Source organism: Actinoplanes sp. NPDC089786 (assembly GCF_040684855.1).
Taxonomy (GTDB): domain Bacteria; phylum Actinomycetota; class Actinomycetes; order Mycobacteriales; family Micromonosporaceae; genus Actinoplanes.
Window position 1 is genome coordinate 20,913 of the sequence record NZ_JBFBGU010000032.1, and the last position, 25,373, is coordinate 46,285.

At 70.5% G+C, this 25,373-nt stretch carries 22 protein-coding genes and 1 tRNA gene; 12 read left to right on the plus strand and 11 right to left on the minus strand.

The genetic code is table 11. The annotated features are described in order from the left end of the window. The 3 genes from kdgD to AB0O15_RS43605 are packed head-to-tail and all read left to right on the plus strand — an operon-like array spanning position 1 to position 3,370. The gene (gene kdgD, locus AB0O15_RS43595) at positions 1–924 is read left to right on the plus strand and encodes a 5-dehydro-4-deoxyglucarate dehydratase (RefSeq protein ID WP_364332539.1); all 924 of its coding nucleotides are present in this window, start codon (positions 1–3) and stop codon (positions 922–924) included. Continuing rightward, entirely contained in the window at positions 921–2,255 is a 1,335-nt protein-coding gene (locus AB0O15_RS43600) for an enolase C-terminal domain-like protein (RefSeq protein WP_364332542.1), read from the plus strand. Before kdgD ends, AB0O15_RS43600 begins: the two co-directional genes overlap by 4 nt. Next, on the plus strand, positions 2,252–3,370 hold the full coding sequence (locus AB0O15_RS43605; RefSeq protein WP_364332545.1) for a mandelate racemase/muconate lactonizing enzyme family protein: 1,119 nt from the start codon (positions 2,252–2,254) through the stop codon (positions 3,368–3,370). The genes AB0O15_RS43600 and AB0O15_RS43605 overlap by 4 nt, the downstream gene beginning before the upstream one ends. 1 nt (position 3,371) lies before the next feature. Here AB0O15_RS43605 and AB0O15_RS43610 read toward each other — a convergent pair whose 3' ends face one another. After that, the gene (locus AB0O15_RS43610; protein WP_364332548.1) at positions 3,372–3,920 is read right to left on the minus strand and encodes a hypothetical protein; all 549 of its coding nucleotides are present in this window, start codon (positions 3,918–3,920) and stop codon (positions 3,372–3,374) included. A gap of 123 nt (positions 3,921–4,043) precedes the next feature. On the opposite strand from AB0O15_RS43610, the gene AB0O15_RS43615 reads away from it, so the two are divergent. Beyond that, positions 4,044–4,685 (plus strand): hypothetical protein, encoded by a 642-nt coding sequence (locus tag AB0O15_RS43615; protein WP_364332551.1) that lies wholly within the window; start codon positions 4,044–4,046, stop codon positions 4,683–4,685. Positions 4,686–4,840: 155 nt separating this feature from the next. Here the strand turns inward: AB0O15_RS43615 and AB0O15_RS43620 are convergent, their stop codons facing one another. The 5 genes from AB0O15_RS43620 to AB0O15_RS43640 form a co-directional block, all read right to left on the minus strand. Next, positions 4,841–7,000, minus strand: a complete 2,160-nt coding sequence (locus AB0O15_RS43620) for a hypothetical protein (protein WP_364332554.1) — start codon at positions 6,998–7,000, stop codon at positions 4,841–4,843. 42 nt (positions 7,001–7,042) lie between these two features. Then, a tRNA-OTHER gene (locus AB0O15_RS43625) sits at positions 7,043–7,171 on the minus strand. A gap of 225 nt (positions 7,172–7,396) precedes the next feature. Further along, positions 7,397–7,555 carry an FAD-dependent oxidoreductase gene (locus AB0O15_RS43630; RefSeq protein WP_364332557.1) on the minus strand — a complete coding sequence of 53 codons (159 nt, stop codon included), beginning with the start codon at positions 7,553–7,555 and terminating at the stop codon, positions 7,397–7,399. Between the two features lie 104 nt (positions 7,556–7,659). After that, positions 7,660–8,166 (minus strand): hypothetical protein, encoded by a 507-nt coding sequence (locus AB0O15_RS43635; RefSeq protein WP_364332560.1) that lies wholly within the window; start codon positions 8,164–8,166, stop codon positions 7,660–7,662. After that, complete coding sequence (locus tag AB0O15_RS43640) at positions 8,159–13,879, minus strand: ThuA domain-containing protein (protein ID WP_364332562.1); 5,721 nt, start codon at positions 13,877–13,879, stop codon at positions 8,159–8,161. The genes AB0O15_RS43635 and AB0O15_RS43640 overlap by 8 nt, the downstream gene beginning before the upstream one ends. A gap of 246 nt (positions 13,880–14,125) precedes the next feature. On the opposite strand from AB0O15_RS43640, the gene AB0O15_RS43645 reads away from it, so the two are divergent. The 4 genes from AB0O15_RS43645 to AB0O15_RS43660 all read left to right on the plus strand — a co-directional run bounded on the left by AB0O15_RS43645 (position 14,126) and on the right by AB0O15_RS43660 (position 16,152). Beyond that, the gene (locus tag AB0O15_RS43645; RefSeq protein WP_364332565.1) at positions 14,126–14,458 is read left to right on the plus strand and encodes a helix-turn-helix transcriptional regulator; all 333 of its coding nucleotides are present in this window, start codon (positions 14,126–14,128) and stop codon (positions 14,456–14,458) included. Further along, the gene (locus AB0O15_RS43650; RefSeq protein ID WP_364332568.1) at positions 14,455–14,886 is read left to right on the plus strand and encodes a permease prefix domain 1-containing protein; all 432 of its coding nucleotides are present in this window, start codon (positions 14,455–14,457) and stop codon (positions 14,884–14,886) included. The genes AB0O15_RS43645 and AB0O15_RS43650 overlap by 4 nt, the downstream gene beginning before the upstream one ends. Beyond that, the gene (locus AB0O15_RS43655; protein ID WP_364332571.1) at positions 14,859–15,233 is read left to right on the plus strand and encodes a hypothetical protein; all 375 of its coding nucleotides are present in this window, start codon (positions 14,859–14,861) and stop codon (positions 15,231–15,233) included. The genes AB0O15_RS43650 and AB0O15_RS43655 overlap by 28 nt, the downstream gene beginning before the upstream one ends. Before the next feature lie 535 nt (positions 15,234–15,768). After that, positions 15,769–16,152 carry a hypothetical protein gene (locus tag AB0O15_RS43660; RefSeq protein WP_364332574.1) on the plus strand — a complete coding sequence of 128 codons (384 nt, stop codon included), beginning with the start codon at positions 15,769–15,771 and terminating at the stop codon, positions 16,150–16,152. A 225-nt stretch (positions 16,153–16,377) separates the two neighbouring features. On the opposite strand, the gene AB0O15_RS43665 is transcribed toward AB0O15_RS43660, so the two are convergent. Continuing rightward, on the minus strand, positions 16,378–17,745 hold the full coding sequence (locus AB0O15_RS43665; RefSeq protein ID WP_364332577.1) for an amidase: 1,368 nt from the start codon (positions 17,743–17,745) through the stop codon (positions 16,378–16,380). Between the two features lie 372 nt (positions 17,746–18,117). Between AB0O15_RS43665 and AB0O15_RS43670 the strand changes: the two genes are divergently transcribed. Both AB0O15_RS43670 and AB0O15_RS43675 read left to right on the plus strand, forming a co-directional pair. After that, the gene (locus AB0O15_RS43670) at positions 18,118–18,267 is read left to right on the plus strand and encodes a hypothetical protein (RefSeq protein ID WP_364332580.1); all 150 of its coding nucleotides are present in this window, start codon (positions 18,118–18,120) and stop codon (positions 18,265–18,267) included. Beyond that, on the plus strand, positions 18,264–19,724 hold the full coding sequence (locus AB0O15_RS43675; RefSeq protein ID WP_364332583.1) for an NAD(P)/FAD-dependent oxidoreductase: 1,461 nt from the start codon (positions 18,264–18,266) through the stop codon (positions 19,722–19,724). Before AB0O15_RS43670 ends, AB0O15_RS43675 begins: the two co-directional genes overlap by 4 nt. A 55-nt stretch (positions 19,725–19,779) precedes the next feature. Here AB0O15_RS43675 and AB0O15_RS43680 read toward each other — a convergent pair whose 3' ends face one another. The 4 genes from AB0O15_RS43680 to AB0O15_RS43695 all read right to left on the minus strand — a co-directional run bounded on the left by AB0O15_RS43680 (position 19,780) and on the right by AB0O15_RS43695 (position 23,301). Beyond that, entirely contained in the window at positions 19,780–20,184 is a 405-nt protein-coding gene (locus AB0O15_RS43680) for a DUF3592 domain-containing protein (protein WP_364332586.1), read from the minus strand. Between the two features lie 14 nt (positions 20,185–20,198). Continuing rightward, positions 20,199–20,354 carry a hypothetical protein gene (locus AB0O15_RS43685; RefSeq protein WP_364332589.1) on the minus strand — a complete coding sequence of 52 codons (156 nt, stop codon included), beginning with the start codon at positions 20,352–20,354 and terminating at the stop codon, positions 20,199–20,201. A gap of 119 nt (positions 20,355–20,473) precedes the next feature. Continuing rightward, complete coding sequence (locus AB0O15_RS43690; protein WP_364332592.1) at positions 20,474–21,157, minus strand: SDR family NAD(P)-dependent oxidoreductase; 684 nt, start codon at positions 21,155–21,157, stop codon at positions 20,474–20,476. Between the two features lie 20 nt (positions 21,158–21,177). Further along, the gene (locus AB0O15_RS43695; protein ID WP_364332595.1) at positions 21,178–23,301 is read right to left on the minus strand and encodes a M1 family metallopeptidase; all 2,124 of its coding nucleotides are present in this window, start codon (positions 23,299–23,301) and stop codon (positions 21,178–21,180) included. 500 nt (positions 23,302–23,801) lie between these two features. Here AB0O15_RS43695 and AB0O15_RS43700 point away from each other — a divergent pair, with 500 nt between their 5' ends. Beyond that, entirely contained in the window at positions 23,802–24,095 is a 294-nt protein-coding gene (locus AB0O15_RS43700) for a hypothetical protein (RefSeq protein ID WP_364332598.1), read from the plus strand. Positions 24,096–24,484: 389 nt separating this feature from the next. After that, entirely contained in the window at positions 24,485–25,042 is a 558-nt protein-coding gene (locus AB0O15_RS43705) for a TetR/AcrR family transcriptional regulator (protein WP_364332601.1), read from the plus strand. The last annotated feature ends 331 nt before the right edge of the window (positions 25,043–25,373 follow it).

Here is a 25,373-nt window from a genome sequence, read left to right on the forward strand (position 1 = left end):
GTGACGCCGACTCCGCCCGATGAACTCGCCGCCCGTCTCGCCACCGGTCTGCTGTCCTTCCCCGTGACCCACTTCGACGACGACCTCGCCCTCGACGAGACCCGCTACCGCGACCACCTCGCCTGGCAGGCCGGGTTCGGCGTCGCCGGGCTGTTCGCGGGCGGCGGCACCGGCGAGGGCTTCTCGCTGACCTCGGCCGAGATCGACCGCGTGGTCCGGGCCGCGGTCGGTGAGGTCGGCCATCTGGTGCCGGTCGTCGCCCCCGCCACCGGCGGCACCGCGCAGGCCTCCGCACAGGCCGAGGCGGCCCAGCGGGCCGGGGCCGCGGGACTGCTGCTGCTGCCGCCCTACCTGACCGAGGCGACCCAGGCCGGCCTGGTCGCCCACATCAGCGCGGTGTGCCGGTCGACCGAGCTCGGCGTCATCGTCTACAGCCGGGCCAACGCCGTCCTGGACGACGTCACCGTGGCCGAGCTGGCCGACCGCAACCCCAACCTGGTCGGGCTCAAGGACGGCGTCGGCGACATCGAGCGGATGACCCGCACGTACGCCCGGCTCGGCGACCGCCTCATCTACATCGGCGGGCTGCCCACCGCCGAGACCTTCGCGCTGCCGCTGCTCCAGCTCGGCATGAACACGTACTCGTCGGCGCTCTACAACTTCGTGCCCGAGTTCGCGCTGCGCTTCTTCGCCGCCGTCCGGGCCCAGGACCGCGTCACCGTCTACCAGCTGCTCAACGAGTTCGTCATCCCGTACCTGGACATCCGCGACCGGGCCCGCGGCTACGCCGTCTCGATCATCAAGGCCGGCCTGACCGTGGTCGGCCGGGACGGCGGCCGGGTCCGGCCACCGCTCACCGACCTGACCGGCGCGGACCGGGCCGACCTGGCCGCCCTGGTCGACAAGGTGCGGGTGGCGACATGAGCGCGCCGGCGCCCACCGTCGCCCGCGTCGAGGTCATCCCGGTCGCCGGGCACGACAGCATGCTGCTGAACCTCAGCGGCGCCCACGGGCCGTTCTTCACCCGTACCGTCGTGGTGGTCACCGACAGCGCCGGCCAGGTCGGGGTGGGCGAGGCGCCCGGCGGGGAACCGATCCGGCGCACCGCCGAGGCCGCCGGTGAACACCTGATCGGCCGGTCGATCGCGCGCTTCGGCACGGCGCTGCGCGAGATCGGCGCCAGCTACGCCGTTCTCGACGAGCGGGGCCGCGGGCCACAGACCTTCGACCAGCGGGTCGCCGTGCACGCCGTCACCGCCCTGGAATGCGCGCTGCTCGACCTGCTCGGCCGGCATCTCGGCGTGCCCGTGGCGGAGCTGCTCGGCGACGGGCAGCAACGCGCCTCGGTCCCCGTACTCGGCTATCTCTTCTATGTCGGCGACCGCACCCGGACCGACCTGCCCTACCTGGCCGAGCCGGCGCCGGCCGACGACTGGGAGCGGCTGCGCCGCGAGCCCGCGCTCACCCCGGAGTCGATCGTGGCGCTGGCCGAGGCGGCGCAGGCCCGCTACGGCTTCGCCGACTTCAAGCTGAAGGGCGGTGTGCTGGCGGGCGAGGAGGAGATCGAGGCGGTACGAGCGCTCGCCGCACGCTTCCCGGCGGCCCGGATCACCATCGACCCCAACGGCGGATGGCGGCTGGCCGAGGCGGTCGCGCTGTGCCGGGACCTGCACGGCGTGCTCGCGTACGCCGAGGATCCGGTCGGCGCCGAGGGCGTCCTGTCCGGGCGGGAGACGATGGCCGAGTTCCGCCGCGAGACCGGGCTGCGCACCGCGACCAACATGATCGCCACCGACTGGCGCGAGCTGGCCCACGCCGTACGCGGGCAGGCCGTTGACATTCCCCTCGCCGACCCGCACTTCTGGACCATGCGCGGCTCGGTCCGGGTCGCGCAGCTGTGTCACGACTTCGGGCTCACCTGGGGCTCGCACTCCAACAACCACTTCGACATCTCGCTGGCCATGTTCACCCACGTCGGCGCGGCCGCACCCGGCGAGATCACCGCGCTGGACACGCATTGGATCTGGCAGGACGGGCAGCGGCTGACCCGCGAGCCGCCGCGCATCCGGGACGGGCGGATCGCCGTACCCGATCGGCCGGGCCTCGGGGTCGACCTGGACCGCGACGCCCTGCGCGCCGCGCACGAGCTCTATCTCGCGCACGCCCTGGGCGCCCGTGACGACGCCGCCGCCATGCGATACCTGGTGCCCGGCTGGCAGTTCGACCCCAAGCGGCCCTGCCTGGTGCGACCGTGACCGCCGACCGGATCGCCGGGATCACGCTGTCGTCGGTGACGCTGCCGCTGACCGCCGCGATCAGCGACGCCAAGGTGCTCACCGGCCGGCAGCGCCCGATGACCGAGGTGGCGTTCCTGGTGGCGGAGATCCGCACCGATGACGGCCACGAGGGCCTCGGGTTCGGCTACAGCAAACGGGCCGGCGGTCCGGCCCAGTTCGCGCACGCCAGGGAGGTCGCACCGGACCTGATCGGCGAGGACCCGAACGACATCGGCCGGCTGTGGACCAAGCTCGTCTGGGCCGGCGCGTCGGTGGGCCGCAGCGGCGCCGCGACCCAGGCCATCGCCGCGCTCGACGTGGCGCTGTGGGACCTGAAGGCCAAGCGCGCCGGCCTGCCGCTGGCCAAGCTTTTGGGCGCCTACCGCGACTCGGTCCGCTGCTACGACACCTCCGGCGGGTTCCTGCACGAGCCGATCGACCGGATCCTCGACAACGCCACCGCCTCGCGGGCGGCCGGGATCGGCGGCATCAAGATCAAGGTCGGCCATCCGTCGGCCGCGGTCGACCTGGCCCGGGTCCGCGCCGTCCGCGAGCACCTGGGCGACGACTTCCCGCTCATGGTCGACGCCAACCAGCAGTGGGACCGCACGTCGGCCCAGCGCATCGGCCGTGCGCTGGAGGAGTTCGGGCTGACCTGGATCGAAGAGCCGCTCGACGCGTACGACGCCGAGGGACACGCCGCGCTGGCCCGCTCCCTGGACACCCCGATCGCCTCCGGTGAGATGCTCACCAGCGTCGCCGAGCACCACGAGTTCATCCGCCTCGGCGCCGTCGACGTGATCCAGCCCGACGCACCGCGGATCGGTGGCATCACCCAGTTCCAGCGGCTGGCCGTGCTGGCCGAGCACCGCAACCTCACGCTGGCGCCGCACTTCGCCATGGAGATCCACGTGCACCTGGCCGCCGCGTACCCGCACGAACCGTGGGTCGAGCACTTCGACTGGCTGCACCCGCTGTTCGACGAACGCCTCGAGATCGGTGGCGGCCGCATCCACCTCTCGGACCGTCCGGGTCTCGGCGTCACCCTGAGCGAACAGGCCCGCGCCTGGACGGTCGACCGGGCCGACATCTGAGCTACTTTCCGGTGCGGAGAATCTTGCTGACGGCGCCCGAGCTGACCGTCAGGGACCAGCCGGTGGTCGTGGCGACCAGGTCGGCGCGGGTGATCTTCGGGCCGCGGGGCTGCGGGCAGGGCTGGCCGACCGCGGGCGCGACGGAGGTGCCGGAGATCCCCGCGTACGGGCCGGTGATCCGGAAGCCGGTCGGCACGGGCTGCCGGTCGTACCCGGTGGGCCCGCCCGGACGGCCCGCGCGGACCACGACGTCGGTCAGGTCGAACCGGCCGAACTCCCGCTGGTGGGCCACCGGGAACGGCGCCTGGCCACACCGGACCGAGTACGTGTCCCTGGTCCAGAAGTCGTGGCCGAAGACCAGCCCGTCGGCGCGGGCGGCCAGCTTGGCCTCGCTCCAGCCGAACGCCTTCCGCACGTCCGCGGCGCCGGCGAACCCGGTCTTGGCCACCGGGTCGTAGCGCAGCGAGGCGGTGGCCGGGACGGCGTACCCGAGGCCGGCGATGAGGGTCGCCCCGGCGACGGTGACCTGGACGATGCGGCGCGAGACCATCTCTGACCCTTCGATTGCGGCTTCCTACCGCGATCAACGATCATGGCGTCCAGACGTCGCGCCCGAAATATCCTGCCCAAACGGACCATGAGCACGGAGAGTGATCACCCCTAGGCTGCCCTCATGCGTCTTCTCCTGGCTGTCTTCCTGGCCGTGACCAGCGCCGGACTGGTGGCCACACCCGCGGTGGCGGCCACCGCGGGGCCGACGATCTCCGCCCCGGCCAGCACAGCCGGTTACCAGACCGTCGCCATCACCGGCACCGCCACGCCCGGCGCGACCGTCGAGCTGTACGAGTCCGCCTACCAGTTCCACGCGTTGCAGCCGGCCCTCTACTGGCAGGACGGGAGCAACGCGCCGATCACCACCACGGCCGCGGCGAACGGCTCGTACCGGATGACGCGCTGGGTCGACACCGGGTTCGAGTTCGCGGTCGTGGTCGACGGCGTGATGTCGCGGACGGTGGTGGTCCGCAACCGGGTGGTCCCGATCCTGACGGTGGTCTCGGGCAAGGCCGGCACGGTCACCGCGAGGATCGTCGAGACACCGGCCCAGCCGTGGCTCACCGTGCGGATCGAGCGCAAGAACGCCGACGGCACCTGGTCGGCGGTGGCCCGCGGATACACCCTCGAGCACGGCGTCTGGTCCGTGGTGGTCAAGCAGACCTCGCGCCGGACCTACACCTACCGCGCGTGGGTCGGCGGGGACACCGAGTCGGCGCTGCTGGCCGCGTACAGCACGGCCCACGCCGTCAAGATCCGGTAGTCGCCCGTCACCGATGGGCGCATGTCACGGATGACATGCGCCCACCGGCGCGACCCGAGGAGAGCGCGGGCGCTGATTGCCAGACCCCCGCTTGCGCGGAGGTACCGATTCGAACGGGTGAGAAGGAAGCGCCCGCATGGCCTCGGATGTCGTCACTATGCCGGGATCAGCTCGCTGAGCCGATCCAGGGTGTAGGCCTCCGATCCGTCCGGCAGCCCGTCCGGAGCGTCGAGACCGATGAACATGACCGGCTCGTCCGGCGCCCGGCCGTCCCACATCGTCACCTCGGCCCGCGAGCGCCAAAGGTCGACCAGGTAGGACACGGTCAGGTAGCGGCGTTCCATCAGGGCCCGCACGCGGTGGGCGGTGGTGAACGTGTTGTCCTCCACCCGGTTGAACGACGGCCGGCCGCGCAGGTAGAGGTGCAACCACACGGCCTGCCAGCCCGACTCGCCCCGGGCGAACACCATCGGCAGGGCGACCCGGCCCGGGCCACGCATCTGCGAACGCGCCCGCACGGTCCGCGCGTCGAACGGGGCGCCGGCCTGCTCGGGCGTACGCGTCTGGTAGCCGAACATCGACTCGGCCGCGTCGTCGAACGACTCGCCCGAGTAGATGTACACCTGCGGGGCCACGTAGCTGCCCCGCACGGTCAGCGGCACGTCGATGAACTCGGTCGCGCCGTCGGCCGCGTCGGTGATGTCGCCGGAGTGCACGACACCGTCGTGGCGGTAGTTCGTCCACGACACCTGGCCCGCCGTCTGGAACTCGTCGTCGAGCAGCAGCACCGACAGGTCGTAGTCGGTGCGGCGGTCGCTCTGCCGCCAGTAGGTGAAGAACCGCAGCACCTCACCGCTGACCGGCGCCCGCGAACCGCGCGGCAGCACCGCGAACCCGCCCTCGGCGGCCTTGCCGGACAACGGCAACGCCACGTCGAGCACGTCCGGGTCGACGAGCAGCGGAAGCGCCGGCTCGGGCAGCCGGGCGCCGATCTCGGCGTCGAGCCGCGCCGACACCTCGGCCAGCAGTTCCGGCGGCAGCGTGGGCCGCAGGTCGGGACCGACCCAGGCCCGGCGCGAGCGGTTCACGTACATCCGGGCCGACGCCGGCGTCATCCGGTTGGCCACATGCTCCCGCAGCGAGCAGAGCACCCGCCCCGATGCCGTGCCGAGCGCACCCGACACCGCCTCGAGCACCGCGGCCCGCTCGGCCATCGGCGCCAGCCGCAGCAACCGGTCGGCCGACCGCAGCAGCAGACCGGGCGCCGCCGACAGCACCGACGCGGCCTGGCCGATCGCGCCGGCCCGGAACGCCGCCTCGGCCCGGCCGGACAGGCTCCGCAGCCGCCGCTCGCCACGCGCGACCGCGAACACCTCACGCGCGTGCGGCCACTCGGCGTGCTCGTGCGGGTGGAGCCGCTCCCCCAGCCGCTTCCACCGCTCGGCATACCGGGCGACGTCGGCGAGCTTGGCCGGGCTCGTACCCACGACCTCGTTCAGCGCGGCCAGCAGCACCCGCCGCTCCCGGCGCCGGAACCCGCGGAATCGCGTCGGCGTCGCCAGCGAGACGTCCCCGCCGGAGACGTGGCAGGCGAGGCGCAGCACGTCGGTGGTGCTGTCCACGGCGACCAGCGGCCGGCCGAGGACGAGCCGCACCCCGTTGAGCACGGCCCGGTTCTCGCGCACCGGCACCTCGGCCGGCTGCTCCGCGTCCATGCAGGCCACGGCGAGCTCGCCGAGGATCGCCAGGTCGGCCTGGCCGAGCGGGGTCGTGCTGCCGGCCAGGGCCGCGTACAGCCGCGCCGCCTCCGCCTCGGCGCTCTCGCCGAGACGCAGCAGCGTCAGCCGGTCACCGGCCGAGGCGACCAGGGCGTCGTGGACGGCCAGCAGCTCGGCGTACGTGTGCTGATAGGCGCCGTACCCCGGCAGGTCGAGCAGGTTCACGCCACCCGCGGCGAGCGCGTCGCGCAGCTCCGCGTCGGTTGCCGGGTCGCCGCCGGCCGGCACCGCCGCCCGCAGCCGCTCCACCCAGAACTCCATGGTGTCGGGCACGTCGTGCGGGAAGCCGATGAAGTAGGCGTTGTGTCGCACGTGGTCGCCGACCAGCTCGCGCACCGCGGACACGACCGTGGCGGCGAGATCCATCGCCGGTCCCGGCGCCAGCCCGCCGACGTGCTCGAGCAGCGGCCGCGAGGCCGAGAACCCGGCGTCGAGCAGCGCCGCGTCCAGCTGCCGGGCCACCGCCGCGCCGTCGCCGGACGCGCCCGCACTCGCCGGCACGCGCAGCGTCTTCTGAATGATCAACTTCTCCAGCATGTGAACCTCCGTTCCGCCGGACGTCGTCGTGGACAGATGGTGTGGGCCGCCGGGGACTCGAACCCCGAACCTTCCGATTAGAAGAGTGAGAAGGAAGCGCTCCCATGACCGCCGAGGCGGAAAGCGGACGCGCTACACAGTCGAATGCTCTGCCAGTTGAGCTAACGGCCCCTGCGATGGATCATCGCAGGGGCCGGGTCGCCGGAGCCATCGAGTTTCGCGGCACACAGGTCAGTCCACTCCCCATCGCCGGTGGTGGAAGTGCAGGACGCGGTCGCCGAACTCCGACGCGATGAACTCGGTCGAGGTGACCACGACGCCGGCGCGGGTGAGGTCGCCGCCGGGCGCGTGGGCGCACCCAGGCCTCGTAGAGCTCGGCGCCGGCCGGGATCGTGGTCAGCGCCGCCCTGAAGTCGCCGGCCGGACGGTCAGCGTGTGCGCGTGTCCCCCGGCGACCTCACCCGCCTCGAAGAGGACCACCTCGTGCCCGGACCCGTCCAGCATCCACGCCGCGCTGAGCCCGGTGATCCCGGCCCCGACAATGGCGATCCTCACCCATCACCCACCCGCGAAGTCTCCCGCCCTGATCGACGCCGGCCACCATCCGAGCGTCCGATGGGGACATCCGTACCCGGAAGTCTTCCCCGGACAGCTGAACCTCAGCCGACCGGCGTGCGCCGGCGGATCACCGCCAGCAGCAGCAGGGCGACGACCGCCACCGCGGCGAGGACGCCGAGCGCGAGCGGCCACCGCGACGAGGGCTCAGCCCGGTCCTGAGCCACCGATGCCGGGGCGGTCTGCGCCGCCCGGGCCCGCACCTCGACGGTCACCCTGGTGGTGTTCGGGGCCAGGGCCTGGACGGTCACCTTCCACGTCCCCGGGGCCAGGATCGGGCCGCTGGAATAGAAACCCTGCCCCTCGCCGGACGGGGCGAGCTGGACCGGGCCGACGGTCCGGCCGCCCTCGGCGGTGGCGCTGAGGACCAGCCGGACCACGGTGTCCAGGCGGTGGCCGTCGGCGTGGACGGCCTGGACGGTGACGCCGGTGGCGCCGTCGCCGGCCACCTCCAGCTTGAGCTTTCCGTCGTGGGCCCGGGCCGGGCCCGCCACCGGCAGGATCGCCAGGAGCAGGCCGGCCAGGACCGCCGCCGCCAGGCGTCTACCCACGTGGCTTGACCCGGGTCGGGTCCCCGGCGAGCCGACCGGCGACCTTGGCCGTGCCGCCGAGCCGGGCGATCATCGCGTCGGCGTCGCGGGCCAGGGTGGCGCGGACGTCGGCGTCGGTGACCAGGGCGGCGTCGCCGGCCAGGGCCTTGAACGCGGTCAGCTGCTGCACCGCCCGCTTGTCGTTGCCGGCCGCCTCCGAGGCGCGGACCGCGTCCAGCTTGGTGGACAGCTGCTTGTGCGCCTTGGTGGAGAGCCGGCCGGTCGCCTTGAACCGGTCGAGCAGGTTCTGCATGTCGCGGAACGAGGTGGCGTTGAAGAACCTGACCGTCGTCGCGGTGACGTTGCCCGCCTTGTCGGTGGCGGTCGCGGTCAGCTCGTGCAGGCCGAGTGGCAGCTCGTACAGGGCCAGAAGAGCGCCGTTGGTGTACGCCCGTCCGTCCAGCGTGGCCGAGGTGGTCGCGATGCCGGAGGCCGGATCGACCGCCTGCCACGAGATCCGGACGTCCTGGCTGTCGCCGTAGAGCTGGCCGTCGGCCACCCCGGAGACCAGCAGGGTCGGCTTGGCGCCGTCGATCCGTACGATCGCCGACTTGAGGGTCTCGGCGTTTCCGGCCTTGTCCGTGGCCCGGTAGAGCAGCTCGTGCTGCCCGTCCCCGGCCACGTCGACCGGCGCGGTGTACGCCGTCCAGCCGCCACCGTCCAGCGACCACTCCAGCTTGCCGACCCCGGACCCGGCGTCGGCCGCGGTCAGCGTGATCGGGACGGCGCCGTTGTGCCAGCCGTTGTCGTTGGCCGGCGCGAACTGGGCCGTGGTGACCGGCGCCGTCCCGTCGATCCGCACCGCGACCGACTTGGCCGCCTCGACGTTCCCGGCCTCGTCGGTCGAGCGGAACCGCACCTCGTGCGTCCCGTCGCCGCTGACCGCGATCGGAGCGGTGTACGCGGTCCAGGCGGTCGCGCCGTCCAGCTGGTATTCGGTGCCCGCGACACCGCCGGCGTCCGTGGCGGTCAGCGTGACCGTGACCGGCCCGGTGTGCCAGCCGCCGACCGGCGTCCCGGACACCGCGGCGCTGGTCACCGGGGCGGTGGTGTCGGCGTTCCCGGAGGTGAGCCGGAAGTAGTCGAACGCCGCTGTCTTCGAGGCGGTCTGGGCCGCGCCGAGGGTGAACAGGCCGGTCTTCGGCGCCGCTCCCACCGCGGCGTTGGTCAGCGACCCGAGCGACGTCCACTCGGTGCCGTCGGCCGAGTAGGCGGCGGTGTAGGTGGTGCCGGCCTTGACCAGTTTCAGGTGCCACACCGCCGAGGTCAGGTTGCCGGCCTGCGGTTGCGGGTCCTGCACGGCCCCGCCGATCTCGCTGCGGAACTCGAGCCGCCGGCTGACCGGCTGCCCCGCCGTGTTGTCGGCGACGAGGTCGAGCTTGATGTAGTTGTCGTCGTCGCCGTACACGAGCAGCCCGGCCTGCTGGTACTGCTCGTTCAGCAGGCTGCCGTCGACCTTCGTCTGCACGGTCCAGTCGCCGGCCGGCGCGCCCTGCAGGATGAAGTTGGCCGGCCCGGTGTTGCCGGTGCCGTAGATGTCGCCGTTGGGCACGTCGATCCGCAACGCCCCGTCGGTGACCCGGTAGGTCGCCGGGTCCTCCCGGACGATCGCGTCCCACCGGCACTTGTCGAGCGTGGCGCCGGTGAACTCGTCCGACGGCACGACCGGTTCCGCCGGGGCGTCCGGGGTGAGGTGGAACCAGTCGAAGACCGCGTCCACGACCGGCGCCTCGGTGCCGCCGTTGAGGGCGAAGAGCCCGACGCGCGGGTTGGTGATGCCGGCCAGCGCGGCCGCCCGGCCGACCGGGGTGAAGGTCTGGCCGTCGGCCGAAGCCTCCGCCGTCAGGTTGGTCCCGTCGCTGGTCACCCGCAGGTGGATCACGTCACCGGCGGGCGCCGGGGTGCTGTCGCCGCCCTCGTTGCGGGGCGTCCCGGCGGTCTCCCGGATGAACTCGGCCGTCCGCGCGCCGTTGAAGAGCAGGTCGAGCTTGGCGTAGTTCTCGTCGTCGCCGTAGACGATCAGGCCGGCCTGCTGGTAGTTCGCGGTCACCGGGACGGTGATCCTCGTGGTGGCCTGCCAGGCCCCGCCGGGCGCGGGCTGCACGACCAGGTTGGTGGCGTCGTTGCGGGCGCCGTAGAGGTCACCCACGGCCGTGGGCAGCCGCAGCGCCCCGCCGGAGACCGAGAACGTCTGGTTCTCCCGGACCACCGACCACCGGTCCCGGTCCAGCGCGGTGCCGAGGAAGTCGTCCGAGCGCGCGCCGAGGCAGGCGGTGTTCGGCGCGTCCACCTTGATGGGCACGTTCGTGTACGCCTTGGCGCCCCGGCTGTCGGTCACCGTCAGCGTCGCGGTGACGTTGCCGGGCACCCGGTAGGTGTGGGTGGCGTCCAGGGTGTCCGCCGTGCCGCCGTCGCCGAAGTCCCAGGCGTACGTCAGCGGGGTGTCGCCCTCGTCGTCGGTGGCCGTGCCGTCGAACGCGACGGCGAGCGGCGCCGTGCCGGTGGTCGGGGTGGCGACGGCGCTGACCTTCGGCGGCGCGTTGTCGGTGACGCCCTTGCCGAGGAAGTCCATCCAGTTGACGTTGATCAGCGAACCCGCCCCGCCGGCCGGGTCGCGGACGACGAAGAACAGCGACGTCGCGCCGGAGGCGGGAACCGGGGTGGTGACGTCGGCCCAGTTCTGCCAGCCGCCGGTGCCGGGCACGGTGGCCGTGGCGACCAGGGGCCCGTCAGCGGCGTTGGCGTGGATCTCGATCCGCCCGCCGGCGACGTCCGAGGCGACCCGGAAGCGGATCGACTCGATGCCGGTCAGGCTGGCCGGGTCGAGCGACCACCAGTCCCCGTCCTCGATGAAGCCGATGTTCTGGCCGCCGCCGGCCGGGTCGCTGGTGGTCTCGCGCTGCACACCCGGGTCGCCGCCGCCGGTGGCGCCGGCCACCCGGCCGGTGCCGGTGAAGTACTCGGCCTGCTTCCGCTTGGGTTGCAGCTTCTCGATCGCGCGCCCGGTGAGCGGCTCGGCGCCGCCGGCCCCGCCGTTGTCGGTGTAGGTCGCCTCGAAGAGGGCGAAGACGTTCGCCTCGGCGCCGTGCCCGGAGGCGAGGGCGGTCTGTACGGTGCCGGTGCAGCCGGTGTGCTGCTCCAGCGGGTGGGCGTGCTCGTCATGGCCGAGCAGCACCTGCAGGCGTACCCGGTCGCAGTGGATCTCGCCGTCTTCCGGGTCGTTCACCTTGACCGTGTACTTGATCTGGTCGCCCCATTCGAAGAAGCCACCGGCGGGCGGGAACTCGATGGTCACCGTCGGCGCGGTGTTGCCGACCGTCACCGGAACGTTGGCCACCGCGGTGCGCCCCTTGGGGTTGGTCACGGTGAGCTGCGCGGTGTAGTTGCCGGCCGTGGTGTACGTGTGGCTCGGGTTGGCCTCGTCCGACGTGCCGCCGTCACCGAAGGTCCAGGCGTAGGTCAGCGCGCCGCCGTCCGGGTCGCGGGATCCGGCGCTGGAGAACCGGGCGGTCAACGGCACCGGCCCGGAGGTCGGTGTGGCGCTCGCCGCCGCGATCGGCGCGCGGTCACCGGCGATGTAGTCGATCCGGTAGACCCCGGAGTCGTCGTTGTTCCCGCCGAAGCCGGTGCCCCACTCGATCATGTAGAGCGCGCCGTCCGGACCGAACTCGAAGTCCATCGGACGGTTGAAGCTCATCCCGGTCAGCACCTGGTTGATGTCGACCAGGGACCGGCCGTCGGCGGTGACCTGCATCGAGTACATCTTCGACTGGTTCCACTCGCCGAACATCGCCTTGCCGTCGAAGTAGGCCGGCCACTTGCGCGCGGAGTTCAGCGCGGCGTCGTAGCGGTAGACCGGGCCGCCCATCGGGGCGCCGCCGCCGCCGATCTCGGGGAAGCGCGGGTTGCCGCTGTAGTCGTAGTCCACGGTGGCGCTGACCACCGGCGGCAGCGCGGTCAGACCGGTGTTGTTGGGCGAGTTGTTCACCGGCGCGGCGCAGTCGAACTTCGCCCCGCTCGGGCCGGACGGGAACTGGTAGTCGTTGTACGCGTAGCCGGCGCCGGTGCAGTACGGCCAGCCGTAGTTGCCCGCCCCGACGATGTTCCACTCCACCGTCCCCTCGGGTCCGCGGTTGGGGTTGGCCGCGCCCGCGTCCGGTCCGTAGTCGCCGACGTAGAGGGTGCCGGTGGCCGGGTCGGTGCCGATCCGGAACGGGTTGCGGAAGCCCATCGCGAAGATCTCCGGGCGGGTACGCGCGGTGCCCGCCGCGAAGAGGTTGCCGGCCGGCACGGTGTAGGTCCCGTCGGCCTCCGGGTGGATCCGCAGCACCTTGCCACGCAGGTCGTTGGTGTTGCCCGCGGTCCGCTGGGCGTCGTAGTCCTGCCGCCCGGCCCGCTCGTCGATCGGGGTGAAGGCGTCCGACTCGAACGGGTTGGTGTTGTCACCGGTGGCGAGATAGAGGTTGCCGTCGCGGTCGAAGGTCATGCTGCCGCCGGCGTGGCAGCAGGTGTTGCGCTGGGTGGTGACCTGGAGGACGACCTTCTCGCTGGTCAGGTCGATGGTGTCGCCGGTGACGGTGAACCGGGACAGCAGGTTGCGCGCCACCCCGTCGTTGCGGGCGTAGTAGAGGTAGACCCAGCCGTTCTCGTCGAAGCCGGGGTCGAGCCGGAGGCCGATCAGGCCGTCCTCGTTGCCGGTGAAGACATCGAGATCAATGGCGGTCACCGTACGCCCGGTGTCGGGTTTGACGATCTGCACCCGCCCGTCGCGCTCCACATAGAACACCCGGCCGTCCCCGGCGATGTCCAGCTCCATCGGGTTGCTGGTGTTGGCGTCCAGGCTGACCTTCTCGAAGCTCGCGGTCAGCGAGGCGCCGCAGTCGGCGTCCAGCACCCCGGCCGCGGTCTGGATGCCGCCGAGCAGGTGGGCGAGGAACTGCGGGTCGGCGTACGACTCACTCGTGTGCCCGCCGCCGGTGTACCAGGCCCGTCCCCCGTCGTAGTCCTGGCACCAGGCGGTCGGGTGGTCGGCGCCCATCGCGCCGGCGCCCGGGGTGTAGCTGGTCTCGTCCAGGCTGGCCAGCACGTGCACGTCGGCGCGCGGGTTGGTCTGGAAGTTGTACCACTCGTCGAAGCGCGACCAGCGTTCCGGCAGCTCGGCCGTGGACGGGTGGGCCGGGTCCTCGACCTTGACCGTGGCCTGCTGGTTGGCCGGGTGGCTGGCGAAGTAGGCGCCGACCAGCTTGCCGTACCAGGGCCAGCTGTACTCGGTGTCCGAGGCGGCGTGGATCCCGGCGTACCCGCCGTCGGCCTTGATGTAGCGCTCGAAGGCGGCCTGCTGGCCGGCGTCGAGGACGTCCCCCGTGGTGGAGAGCCAGATGACCGCCCGGTACTTGGCCAGGTTGGCGTCGGTGAACGCGGCACCGTCCTCGGTGGCGTCGACGGTGAACCCGTTGGCCGCGCCGAGCTGCCGGATGGCGGCGATCCCGGCCGGGATCGCGTCGTGCCGGAAGGCGGCGGTCTTGGAGAAGACGAGGACGGAGTAGGGGTCCGCGGCGGCGGGCGCCTGAGCCGCCGCCGGCCGGACGCCGGGCCCGCCGATGAGGACGGTCGCCAGCAGGGATAACGACAGCAGGGCAGCCGTGAACAGGCCGCGCGCAGGGTGGCGGGACACGTGATCTCCTCGTCCGGGGTGGACCATCGGTCGCTCGGGCCAGCCCGTCGGGAGGCGTCCCGTGTCTCGACATCGAGATTTGTTTATTGCCTGTACAAACTTCAGCCGCGGCCTCTGTGTCGGGCAAGAGTTCAACATGTAACAGTTTGATAACCGGGCGTCACATAGCCGACCGTCCTAACCGGAACGGCCCAATTCGATCGACCATCTTGACGCCTAGCATGTCTATGCCTAGTGTTCCTGGGCGTGGATATCCGCGGTCATCTCGACCTCCTGCTGCTGTCGGTGCTGAACGACGCCGGCCCGGTGCATGGTTACGCCGTGATCAGCGCCCTGCGCGACCGCTCGGAGGGCGCCTTCGACCTGCCCGAGGGCACGGTCTATCCGGCCTTGCAACGCCTGGAGCGCGCCGGCCTGGTGGCCAGCCACTGGGACGAGGCCGCACCCCGCCGGCGCCGCGTCTACCACCTCACCGACGAGGGCCGCCGCGCCCGCGCCGCCAAGAAACAGGAGTGGCGCGGCTTCGTGGTCGGCGTCCAGTCGGTGATCGGCCCGATGACCGCCGGCGGCCACGCGTGACCGCCGCGCTCCCCCACGACCGGGGCCAGGGGCTCGTCGACACCTACCTCGACGAGATGTTCGAGCTGCTGGCCGGAACCGGCGCCGAGGGCCGGCGGCTGCTGGCCGAGACCGAGGACCACCTCACCGAGGCGGTCGCCGAGGGCCGCGCCCGCGGTCTCGACGCCGAAGCCGCCGAACGCGACGCGATCAACCGTTTCGGCGCGCCGGCCGTCGTCGTCCGCCGGCTGCCGACAACCAGAATCGTGGTCCGCCTCGACCTGCGTCCGCTGCTCGTCGGGGCCTGGGCGTTCACCGGCACCTTCCTGACCTGGTACGGCCTCAGCGGCGCCCTGACCTGGCTGCTGAGCTGGCCGTGGACCCGCCTGCTCATCGCGACCGACCGGTTCGGCTCGACCATATGTGCGATCCCTCGGCCAGGTGGCTGAACCTGGACGAATGCCTGGGGGCCTACCAGCAGGAGGTCGCGCTGGTCCCCTACGCCGACAACGACTTCCCGTACCTGCTCGCCGGCGGCGCCGGGCTGCTCCTGCTGCTCGCGTTGCTGTTCGCCCGGCGCCTGGGCGACCTCGGCACCCCGCCGTGGACACCGCCGCGCCGCGCCACGAGCCTGGTGTTCGCGATCCTGTTCGGCCTCGGCGGGCTCGCCATGACCATCGAGGGACTCCACGGCATCACCCTCGACGTCCAGTACTACGTGCTGGGCGAGGTCACCGCCGGCCTCCTGGCCGCCGGCATCGGCGTGGCCGCGCTGCGGCACGCGCGCCGCTCCTGAAACCTGGTGAGGCGGTACGCGTCTCCGTTGGGGTTCGAGTCCCACGCAATCGGCTCGGAGCATGAGCCCAGCTGGGCGGCTCCAGCTCTGATCGCCCAAGGCCGCAAGCGCCGCTATGTCCTCACGCTACGTTCGCAACCTGCGCACGCGCTCGGCGGCAGAAGAGAATGCCGGAATGGTCGGTGATCGACGACGCTGCACGCGGATGGAGCGGATGGAGCGTTCCGGCCGTTCGACATCGTGATCTCATACGGGGACCTCGCCGAGGCGCGGCGAACCGGCGTCCAGGTGAAGGTCGCCCCGACATAGCGAGGCGCTCGGGAGGCGAAGTGTCACAGAGTGTGCCAGTGCCGGTTTGGTGGTTCCGGACTGACCGCGGTGCGCGGGCAACGCGCCCTGACCCGCGGCGGAGACCGATGGAAGGTCAGGCCGCGACGTTGACGTTGACTCCCGCTGTGACACTTGCCGAATGACCGAGATGGCAGCGCCGACCGCCCCGCCCACCCCGGACGGCCGGCGGCGGACCAGCCGCCTCGTGGCTTTCGCCGTGGCTGGGGCCGTGATTGCGCTCGGGATATTCCTCTGTTGGCCCCGAATCAGCACAATCAAGACGTTCACCCAGCCGCCGTCGGTGACATATGCCGACGGCTCCACCCACACTGCGGTCCTCAAACGGGTGAGAGCGCCGATCGCTGTTCTCGGCCTGACGGACACCATCGACTTCGCGCCGAACCACTACGAGATCTACCTCGGCCGCGACCCGGGCGGTGACTACGGCCACCACCTACGGCTGGACGCTACCGGAATGGACCCCTCGGACATGACGGTCGAATGGACCCCGGAAGGCGCCTGGCTCACCTTCCCACCCACCGGTCACCGGATCTTCGTCCCAGCAGACACCTTCGTGGGCGGCCGCTGACAGCAACCATCCGGGCCGGCCTCATTGGCCGCGAGCCGCGATCACCGCCAGGGCGACGACGGGATCCTCGCCCGCCGACGCGGCAGCGCCCGGCCGCATGCAGCCAACCCGCCGCTGGTCTCACCGACTGCCCCGCAACCCCCCGACGAGGCGAAGACCAAGAGCCTGAACGCGTCCGGACGTCGCCACGGTCTTGAACCTCGGCCTCGTCCGCTGCGGCGCTGCTCAGAAGGGAGGCCGCCGACCGTGGACGGGACTGACCGACTCCAACCGTCCGGCCAGAGCGAGGACGGCCTCGTCCTCGCCGCGCCGCCCGACCAATTGCACGCCGATCGGCAGTCCGTCGGCGCTGGTGCCGAACGGCAACGACACGGCGGGCTGTCCGGTCAGGTTGAACGGCACCGTTGCCCGCATCACCGCCCGGGCGGGCACCAGTGTCTCTCCGATCTGCTGGCGAGCTTGAGCGTGCCGTGGCGCGGGGAACGGGGCGACCGGGCAGATCAAGAGGTCGTACGCCGAGAACCAACGGTCCAGAGCGTCCCGCAGCAGGTCGCGCTCGTGCTCGGCCGCGAGGCGATCGCCGTCGGCGACGTCGCCGACGGCGATCGTCTGCGCGGTGACGGCGTGGAGCTCCGATTCCCTTCCCGCGGTGATGGATCTCAGGTACGGGACGATCTCGGCGGTGAACAAGATCCTCGAGAGCCGCGTGCAGTCGTTCTGCGCCAGCCAAGGAAGGGCGGCGGGCTCGACGCGCAGACCGAGATCGGCAGCCGCGGCGGCGGCCGCGGTGACGGTCGCCTGTACGTCGGGATGAATCGGTCCGAACGCATCGATGTTCCAGCCGATACGCGAGATCGGGCCAGGTCGGCCGGCCGGCGGCACCGAGGCGTACCGATCGTGGCCGTCCGGCCCGCTCAAGCAGGACAACGCCAGACGCAGATCCCGTACGCTGCGGGCCATCGGCCCCACGTGCCACCATCGCTGAAGTACGGGCGGGAAGTGACCCGTGCACGGCACCCGCCCGTGGGTCGGCTTGATCGCCGCGATACCGGTGTCGTGCGCCGGGCCGCGCACCGAGATCGCGACATCGCTGCCTAGACCGAGCGGTGACAGGCCGGCCGCGATCGCCGCCGATTCGCCTCCGCTCGACCCGCCCGGGGTCCGCCGCGGGTCATAGGGATTGAGGGAACGTCCGGCTACCAGATTGTCGGTCTCCGTCCAGTACGACATCTCCGGCAGATTCGTCTTGGCCAGCAATACACCGCCCGCCGCTCGGATCCTGGCCACCGCAGTGGCATCGGCAGCCGGCACGTACTGCGAGAAGATGCGCGAACCACGGGTGGTCCGTACATCAGCCGTATCGAAGGAATCCTTCACCGTGAAGGGAACCCCACCCAGCCGGCCCCGTGGCCGCCGCGCGGCAGCCGCGAGGGCTTGCTCGCCGAGAACGGTGACGAACGCGTTGACGCGGTCACCCACGACTTCGATCCGATCCAGGTGCGCCTGGATCACCTCGACCGCAGTCACCTCGCCGACCGCGATCAGGCGCGCCAGCTCGGTGGCGTCGAGCCAGGTCAGATCCGTCGAGTCCATCAGCGGATCAGGCGGAGGCGCCGGTACGCCCTGAGCATGCGGCGCTCGGGGGCCGTACTCCCAGCGGGTTCGTCATGACCGCACTCCTTCGCATCGGGCCTTCGCCGGTCTCGTTCCTGGCCCATCGAGAACCAGTGATCCCGAGCCTGAGACGCCCGCAAGTCTGACACCACGCGGCAGCTGAAGTGCCCCGACCTTACCCAGTACCGCGAAGTGGTTCGGCGTGTCCCGCCACAGCACCAGGCGGCTGCGGTTGCGACAGGGCAACAGCGCTGCCCTTCCGTGGTAGCCGGCTTCGCCCGGTGCAAGGTTGCCGGTACGGCAGGGCAATGTGGCCGTGAGCGCCACCACCCGGCTCTTAGGGTTTGTCGCATGGATCCTCTCCACCTTCTGGCTTCCGTGCCCGGCGTCAGCGGCGGGACGCCGGTCTTCGTGGTCGCCGGCGCGCAGCTGACGGACGGCAAGCCGATCGAGTCGCTTTCGTTCCGCAAGGGCGAGCGGCTGATGGCGGTGGGCCGGTGACGGCGATCCCCGACGACGCCCGGGTCGCCGTTATCGGCGCGGGGTTCGGTGGACTGTGCATGGCGGTCGCCCTGCGCGACGCGGGCTGTACGTCGTTCGTGGTCTTCGAGAAAGCCGGCGAGGTGGGCGGCATCTGGCGCGACAACACCTACCCGGGCTGCGGCTGCGACGTGCCCTCCCACTTGTACTCGTACTCGTTCGAGAAGTACCGCAGCCGGAACGTGCGGTTCCCGGGGCAGCCGCAGATCCTGGACTACCTGCGCGGTGTGGCGGACAAGTACGGGTTGCGCGGGCACCTGCGTACGAGCACGGAGATCGTGGCGGCCGAGTACGCCCAGGAGACCGCCTCGTGGACGCTCACGACCGCCGCTGGTGAGCGGATGGTCTTCGACGTCGTCATCTCCGCGGTCGGCCAGTTGCACCGGCCGCACGTCCCGGTCATCGCCGGGCAGGACAGCTTTGCCGGCCGCGCCTTCCACACGACCGGGTGGGACCACGGGCTGGAGCTCACCGGCAAGGACGTCGCGGTGATCGGCACGGGCTCCAGCGCGGCCCAACTGCTGCCCATCGTGGCGGAGCGGGCCAGGCACGTCGACGTCTACCAGCGGACCCCGAACTGGGTGATCCCGAAGCCGAAGGCGGAGTTCGGCCAGGTCACCCGTTGGGCGCTGGGTCGTGTCCCCGCCCTGCACGACGTCGTCCGCGCCGGCACCTATCTCGCGGCGGACCTGGCGCTGTCGCCGGTCATCAGCCGGGGATGGTCGTTCCGGCCCGCGCGGTGGGCGGCGCTCGCGCATCTGCGCCGCCAGGTCCCGCAGGCCGAGCTCCGCCGCCGGTTGGTGCCGGACTACCCGATCGGATGCAAGCGGATCGTCATCGACAACGGCTTCTACCCGTCGTTGACCCGGCCCAACGTCGACCTGGTGACCGACGGCATCGAGCGGATCACGCCGAGCGGGCTGCGCACCGGCACCGGTGAGCAGCGGCGCGCGGACGTGATCGTCTACGCCACCGGCTTCCGGGCGACCGAGTTCCTCGTACCCATGAAGGTCGTGGGCCGCGGCGGACGTAGCCTGGACGACCAGTGGTCGGACGGGGCCGACGCCTACTACGGCATGGCTGTGCCCGGCTTCCCGAACTTCTTCCTGGTGCACGGGCCGAACACCATCCTGGGCCACAACTCCAACGTCTTCATGATCGAATGCCAGGTCAGGTACATCATGAAGTGCTTGAGCCTGCTGCCCGGCGCGGTCGAGGTGACCGAGGCGGCAATGGCCGGCTACGACCGCTGGCTGGCCCGCCGGATGCGCCGGACGGTCTGGTCGGCGGGGTGCTTGAGCTGGTACAAGACCCCTACCGGCCGGGTCACCAACCCATGGCCTGCCGCCACCATGCGCTACTGGTGGCTGACCTCGCGCAACCCGCGCCCGGCGTTCACCCGACGGGCACCAGGCTAGTCAGTCGTCTGATGGCTTTGGGGCGCCTTATCGGCTAGGAGAACGTCGTTCGAGACTATCGAGCGCCGTTGCGTATACGCCGACGCGTGTGAATGATCGCCAAAAATCCTACGCAAAGCATGAACACACCTATACCTGCACACATCAAGATCGCAGTCCACAGAGGTTCATGAGGAATCGTGGCGCGAGTCGGCTCGTCCGGGTCGTACTTGACAACGACCTCGGCGCCTGCGTGAACTGCGGGGCCTCCCCGGATGCGTTCAGTGAATTCGTAGAGTTCGTTGTCCGGTGTACGGAAAGAGACATGATAGGTGCGGAATCTTGCGGAAAGCGACTGTGTCGTTCCTTCTGTCACCGTGCCGGTCGCCTCGGCATAATCGGGATACCCCTGACCTTGCCAAACCATGTTCACGGCCGCGCCCAGGAGTACGACCCCTACTCCTACGATGATCGCCCCCATGACGAGCGAACGTTTCACCGCGGACCGTCCGGATGAACTCGTGCCGTGATCGTCGCGGGTGCGGCCGTTGACCACTCGGATTTTGGGCACACGCCGATATCTCGGGGAAAGCGGCTGATGTGTTCCTTCACGAAGACCTGAGTCTCGAAATCCAGCTTTTCCGCTGCCATGCTTCCTGTCCCTGCCATTAGCTCAGTTCATGGGCCGGGTGACGAAATCCCGCAGCTTCCGAGGCGCCGTGCGGCGCCGCCCGCCCTGGCTCGTCAGGCCAACGCGCTCTGAGGCCCGGTCACCAGGCGACGTTTCCGTCGGGGCCGATGAACTGACCGCTGGGACCTTCCCGCCCGAGGCCGACCACGCGCGCGATCACCGCTGCCGCGGCCGGGATCGGCTGGCCGACCGCTCGGCCCATCATGTCCGTGCGGGTCAGGCCGGGATCAACGCAGTTGATCCGGATGGCGGGGTAGGCCTTGGCGTACTGAACGGTGAACATGTTGAGGGCGGCCTTGGAAGCGCGATACACGTCCGCCGGGTAGGCGTTGAACTCGTCCGCCGGATCGGCCGACTTGGTCAGCGAGCCGATGCTGCTGGTCACGTTGACGATCCTGGGTTGCGTCGACGTGGACAGCGCCGGCAGGAAGGCCGTGCTGACTCGTATGGTCCCCAGGACGTTGGTGTCGAAGACTCCTTGCACGAGTGCGGCGGTGAGCTGCCCGATCGGGGTCGGCGCTTCGAGCACCCCCGCGTTGTTGACGAGGACGTCGAGCTGTCCGACCGTGGCCGCGGCGGCTGCGACGGAGGCGTCGTCGGTGACGTCGAGCCGCACAAAAGTTCCGCCAAGCTCGGCTGCGGCACGCTTGCCGCCTTCCTCGTCGCGGCACCCGAGCCAGACGTTGTCGCCCCCGGCGATCAGCGCCCTGGCTGTCTCGTATCCGATACCGCGATTAGCACCGGTGATCAGGACCGTTGACATTGTCGTTTCCGATCCCTTCGTCACTGGTGGCGGCGTGGCGGCTGGAGTAGCCCCGCGCTATCCAGGCCGTCGCGGTAGGGGTGATGCGTCGAGGCCGCCGCGGGCTGCGGCCTGGCCGCGGTGGCGGCGGGCGGCGCGAGTGGTTTGGCCGCGGTGTACAGCCATGCCGTGAAGAAGTCGTCGAGCTGCCGGCCGGAGGTCTTCTCGGCGAGCTCGATGAACTGCTCGGTGTCGACGTTGCCGCCGGCCCGGGAGGTTGCCCAGGTGCGCAGGATGCGGAAGAACGCCTTGTCGCCGACGGTGCGCCGCAGGGCGTGCAGCGTCATCGCGCCGCGGTCGTAGATCGGGCCGGCGAACAGGTTGTCCGGGCCGGGGTCACCGACGACAACTGTCCAGAAGTCGGAGTCCGCCGGGATGCCGTCGTAGAGCCCGTCGAAGGTCTGCTGGGCGGTGGCTCGCCCCTCGTGCTCGCTCCACAGCCACATGGCGTAGTCGGCGAAACCTTCGTTGAGCCAGATGTCGCGCCAGCGCTGCAACGCCAGACTGTTGCCGGTCCACTGGTGGGCCAGCTCGTGCGCCACGATGCTGGTGCCCTGCGGACCGAACTCCGGCTCCGGGCTGGTGAAGATGATCGGCGGGTACACCGGCCGGGTCTGCGTCTCCAGAGCGAAGTTCAGATCCTGGTTGTCGACGATGCCACCGCCGGTGGAGAACGGGTACGGACCGAACACACCGGACAGGAACCGGATGATCTCAGGCTGGCGGGCGAAAGCCGCGGCCACGTTCGCGCCCTCGGTGGCCGGAAGGTCGCCGACCGTACCGGCGATCCACGTGTTCGGATTGGCCGGGCTACCCGCGGGCGCGTCCGTCGCCATCCAGCCGTCCATCGGGTCGCCGTCCGCCTCGAACGACGTGCTCCCGGCTCCGGTGCTCACCGTGATGTCGTCGACCACGACACCGCGCAGGGCGCCGCGGCGGTCGGCGGCATAGGTCAGCGCGAGTTCCACCTTCTTGCCGGCGAACCGGGCCAGATCGACCGCCCAGTGTTCGTAGCCGTTGCTGCGGCCGGAGGCGGCCGACCACATGCCGGACGTTCCCGAGGGCGTACAGGTGTCCCCGGACGGTGTCAGATAGTGGTTGAGGAAGGGATGCGCGGCCCGCAGATCCCGGAATTGGCAGGCGAAGCCGACGTCCTCGGCAGTGTGACCGTTGGTGTCCGGCAGGGTTGTCCAGTCATCGGCTCCCACGGTGTGCGCCTCGACGAAGAAGAAGTCGAGGTCCTTCTCGGTACTGCGGTCCACCCAGAAGTCGGCCGCGGCCCCGCCGGCCGGCACCTCGATCGTCCTCACAAGCCGCTTGTACGCCGAGTTGCCGGACTGGCTGATCGCCATCTGCTGCCCGGAACGGGGCTCTTCCCGCCGGGACAATGACGGGTCGATCGCGTCCCAGTAGCGGACTCCCCCGGCGCGGTACGACTTCAGGTCGAAGTTGCCCACCGCCAGCGTCGACAGGTACGAGGCCATCGGCTCGCGGGCGTCCCAGCGCCAGGTGGTCCAGCCCGCGCGGGTGGCCTGATCGAGCAGTTCCCCGTTCGCGACGGCGGTCACCCCCTGCGGCACGGTGACCCGGAAGGTGTACGCCGCCTTCTCGACCGGGTGGTCGTTGACGGGATACCACAGCGCCGCGGAGTGCGGCTGCCCCGCGATGATCACCCCGTCCGCGGTGGCGAACGCACCGGAAACAGCCCCGTCCGCCTCCTCGAACGTCTCCGGGACACCGTCGTAAACGACCCTGGTGGTGAAGGCGCGCCCGGCCGGCAGACCCCGGCGCGGGGTGACGGTCAGCTCGCCGCCGCTACGACTCCAAGCCGCCGCCCGGCCGTCCACGGTCACCGACCGCACCGTCAGTCCACGCAGGTCGAGGTTGAACGCGGACAGATGCTCCGTCGCCCGGGCCAGGATCGTCGCCGTGCCGGCCAGCACATCGCTGGCCGGCGTATATCGCAGATCCAAACCGTAATGCCGCACGTCGTAGCCGCCATTGCCATCGAGCGGGTAGTACGGGTCGCCCACCCCGGCCGCTCCGGGATGGGCCGGGTCCGGTCCACCGGGAGCGGCCCCGGCCGGGGCAGCGGTCACCGCCACCAGCGCGACAGCAGACGCCAGAGCTGCACTGCGAAACATACGGAATGTTTCCTCTCAACTACGTCGAGCAGGGCCGGCAGGACACCGGCTTCACCTCAGAGGCTGTGGTGCAAACAGGATCCTGAAAATGGCTGCCTCCCGGCCGAGGTCGGCGGACTGTCCGCAGCCCACAGTTGATCTCCCTCGCACATTGCTCTCAGGAAGTGGGCAACCGCCGGAGACACATCACGACGATCTTGGCGAGACATCTTGCTGTACACATCGACAAGACGCGCGACTACCAAGCGCTATAGGCATCTTGACCACAAGTCAGGATTACCCAGCCGTGCAGGGCCCCGACCGGGTACGTCGAGGAATCTGCGTTCCACATTGGTACACCGTCGGCTTTCGCGGCGGGCCAGAAGGGTGCCGTGCAACCGAGTTTGCCGGGCGTGGTTACGTTCCCTCGCATGGTCAGCGCATCGAGCACCTCCGCCCATCCGAACCGTTTCCTGTTGAGGGTGGCCTCCTGGGTTGTCGCTGTGGTCCACGTCGGCTGGCTCTCGGTCGCTGTGCTGTACGCCCTGTCGTTCGTCGTGTTCGGTAGCGAAGGCGTACGTAACGGCGACCTGAGCGTCGGTGAGTGGCTGGGTGATCTGGCCGTGGCGGCCCTGGTCCTCACCACCGCCGCCGCCGGACTGACGGCCGCCGTGATCAGCGGAGTGCGACCCAACGGCCGATGGCTGATCAGCGGACTACTGTGCACGGCCGTCGGAGTCATCGCCGCAGTGGCGCTGTTCGCTCTTGACCGTTGATCCGGCCGCCGCGGCACTCGCATTCGTCGATGCATTGCCCGCTCGCGGTCCGCACAGCCATGGCGGGGAGAATTCATGGCGCTGCCGGCAACGGATATTCCACCGTGGAGCGCTATGTGCGATGCCGTCGAGAGCGTCAGTCTCGGGGCGGCGCGGGCCCGGCGACCGTTCCTGACCCTGGAGATGCACTCGATCGACGATCGCCACGAACCGCCGGTCGACTCCCGGCTGCCGGACAAGGGCCGGAAGGGCTGGTGGGGTCCGCGAGCGGCTGCGCACCAGAGTCGATCACAGCGTACCCTGGTCGTTTATTATCAGAATTTGATTGACCAATCAATGGCCATTGGAGTCGAATGTCAAACGCTTCCTCACACCGCGACCTGGGCGCCATGCGCAGACGACTGCTGGAAGCTGCCATCGAGGTTGTCTCTGAGCAAGGAGTCACTGCGAGTACAGCGGTCATCGCCAAGCGCGCCGGCGCCGCCCAAGGGTCGGTGTTCCACCATTTCGGCACCAAGGACGGAATGCTCGAGGCCCTGTTCGTCGCACTCAAGCACGAGCTACGGGAAGCGGTCCTGGAAGATCTCGACGCAGACCTGTCCGTCGATGACGCCATGAGCGCGATCTGGGACCGGTGGATGCGGTGGGGAACCGAGAACGCGGTGAGACGACGCGCCCTGCTCTCGATCTACAACAGCGACATCCCTTCTCTGCCGACCCGCGATCGCGTTGCCGACGACCTGGGCTCAGGAGTGGCCGTCTTCCTCGAAGCGAGCCGGCATGGGCCACTGGCCGGGCAGTCCATCCACTTCATCGGTCCTCTCGTCGCCGGTCTCGCCAACTCGATCATGGATTCGATGCTCGCCTTCCCCGCTCAGGCCGAGGAATACCAACGGGTCGGATATGCGGCGCTGCGGTCGATGCTCGGCATGCAGAACCGCGCGTGACGAGCGCCGCCCAGCAACAGCGATACCCGCGGCTGATCGCCGGTCGCCTGCGCGGTCTCCGCGAAGGCAGGACAGGATCGCCGACCCGAGAGCCGAGGCGCATCGCAGCGTCTCGTAAACGCCTACTGGACAACGCTCGACTCCCATGATTGAGTGATCAATCAACACCACACCCGTCGGGCCGGCAAAGGGATCACTCTTGACGCGGACAAGGAGAGCATCGTCGTGAGCGTTCGCCTCCGGGAAGGTGCGATCCGAGCCGTTCCGCGATCGAGGTCGAGCAGTTCGCGGCCGCCCTTGAGCGCCGCTTCCCGACCGTCGACGTGAGGTG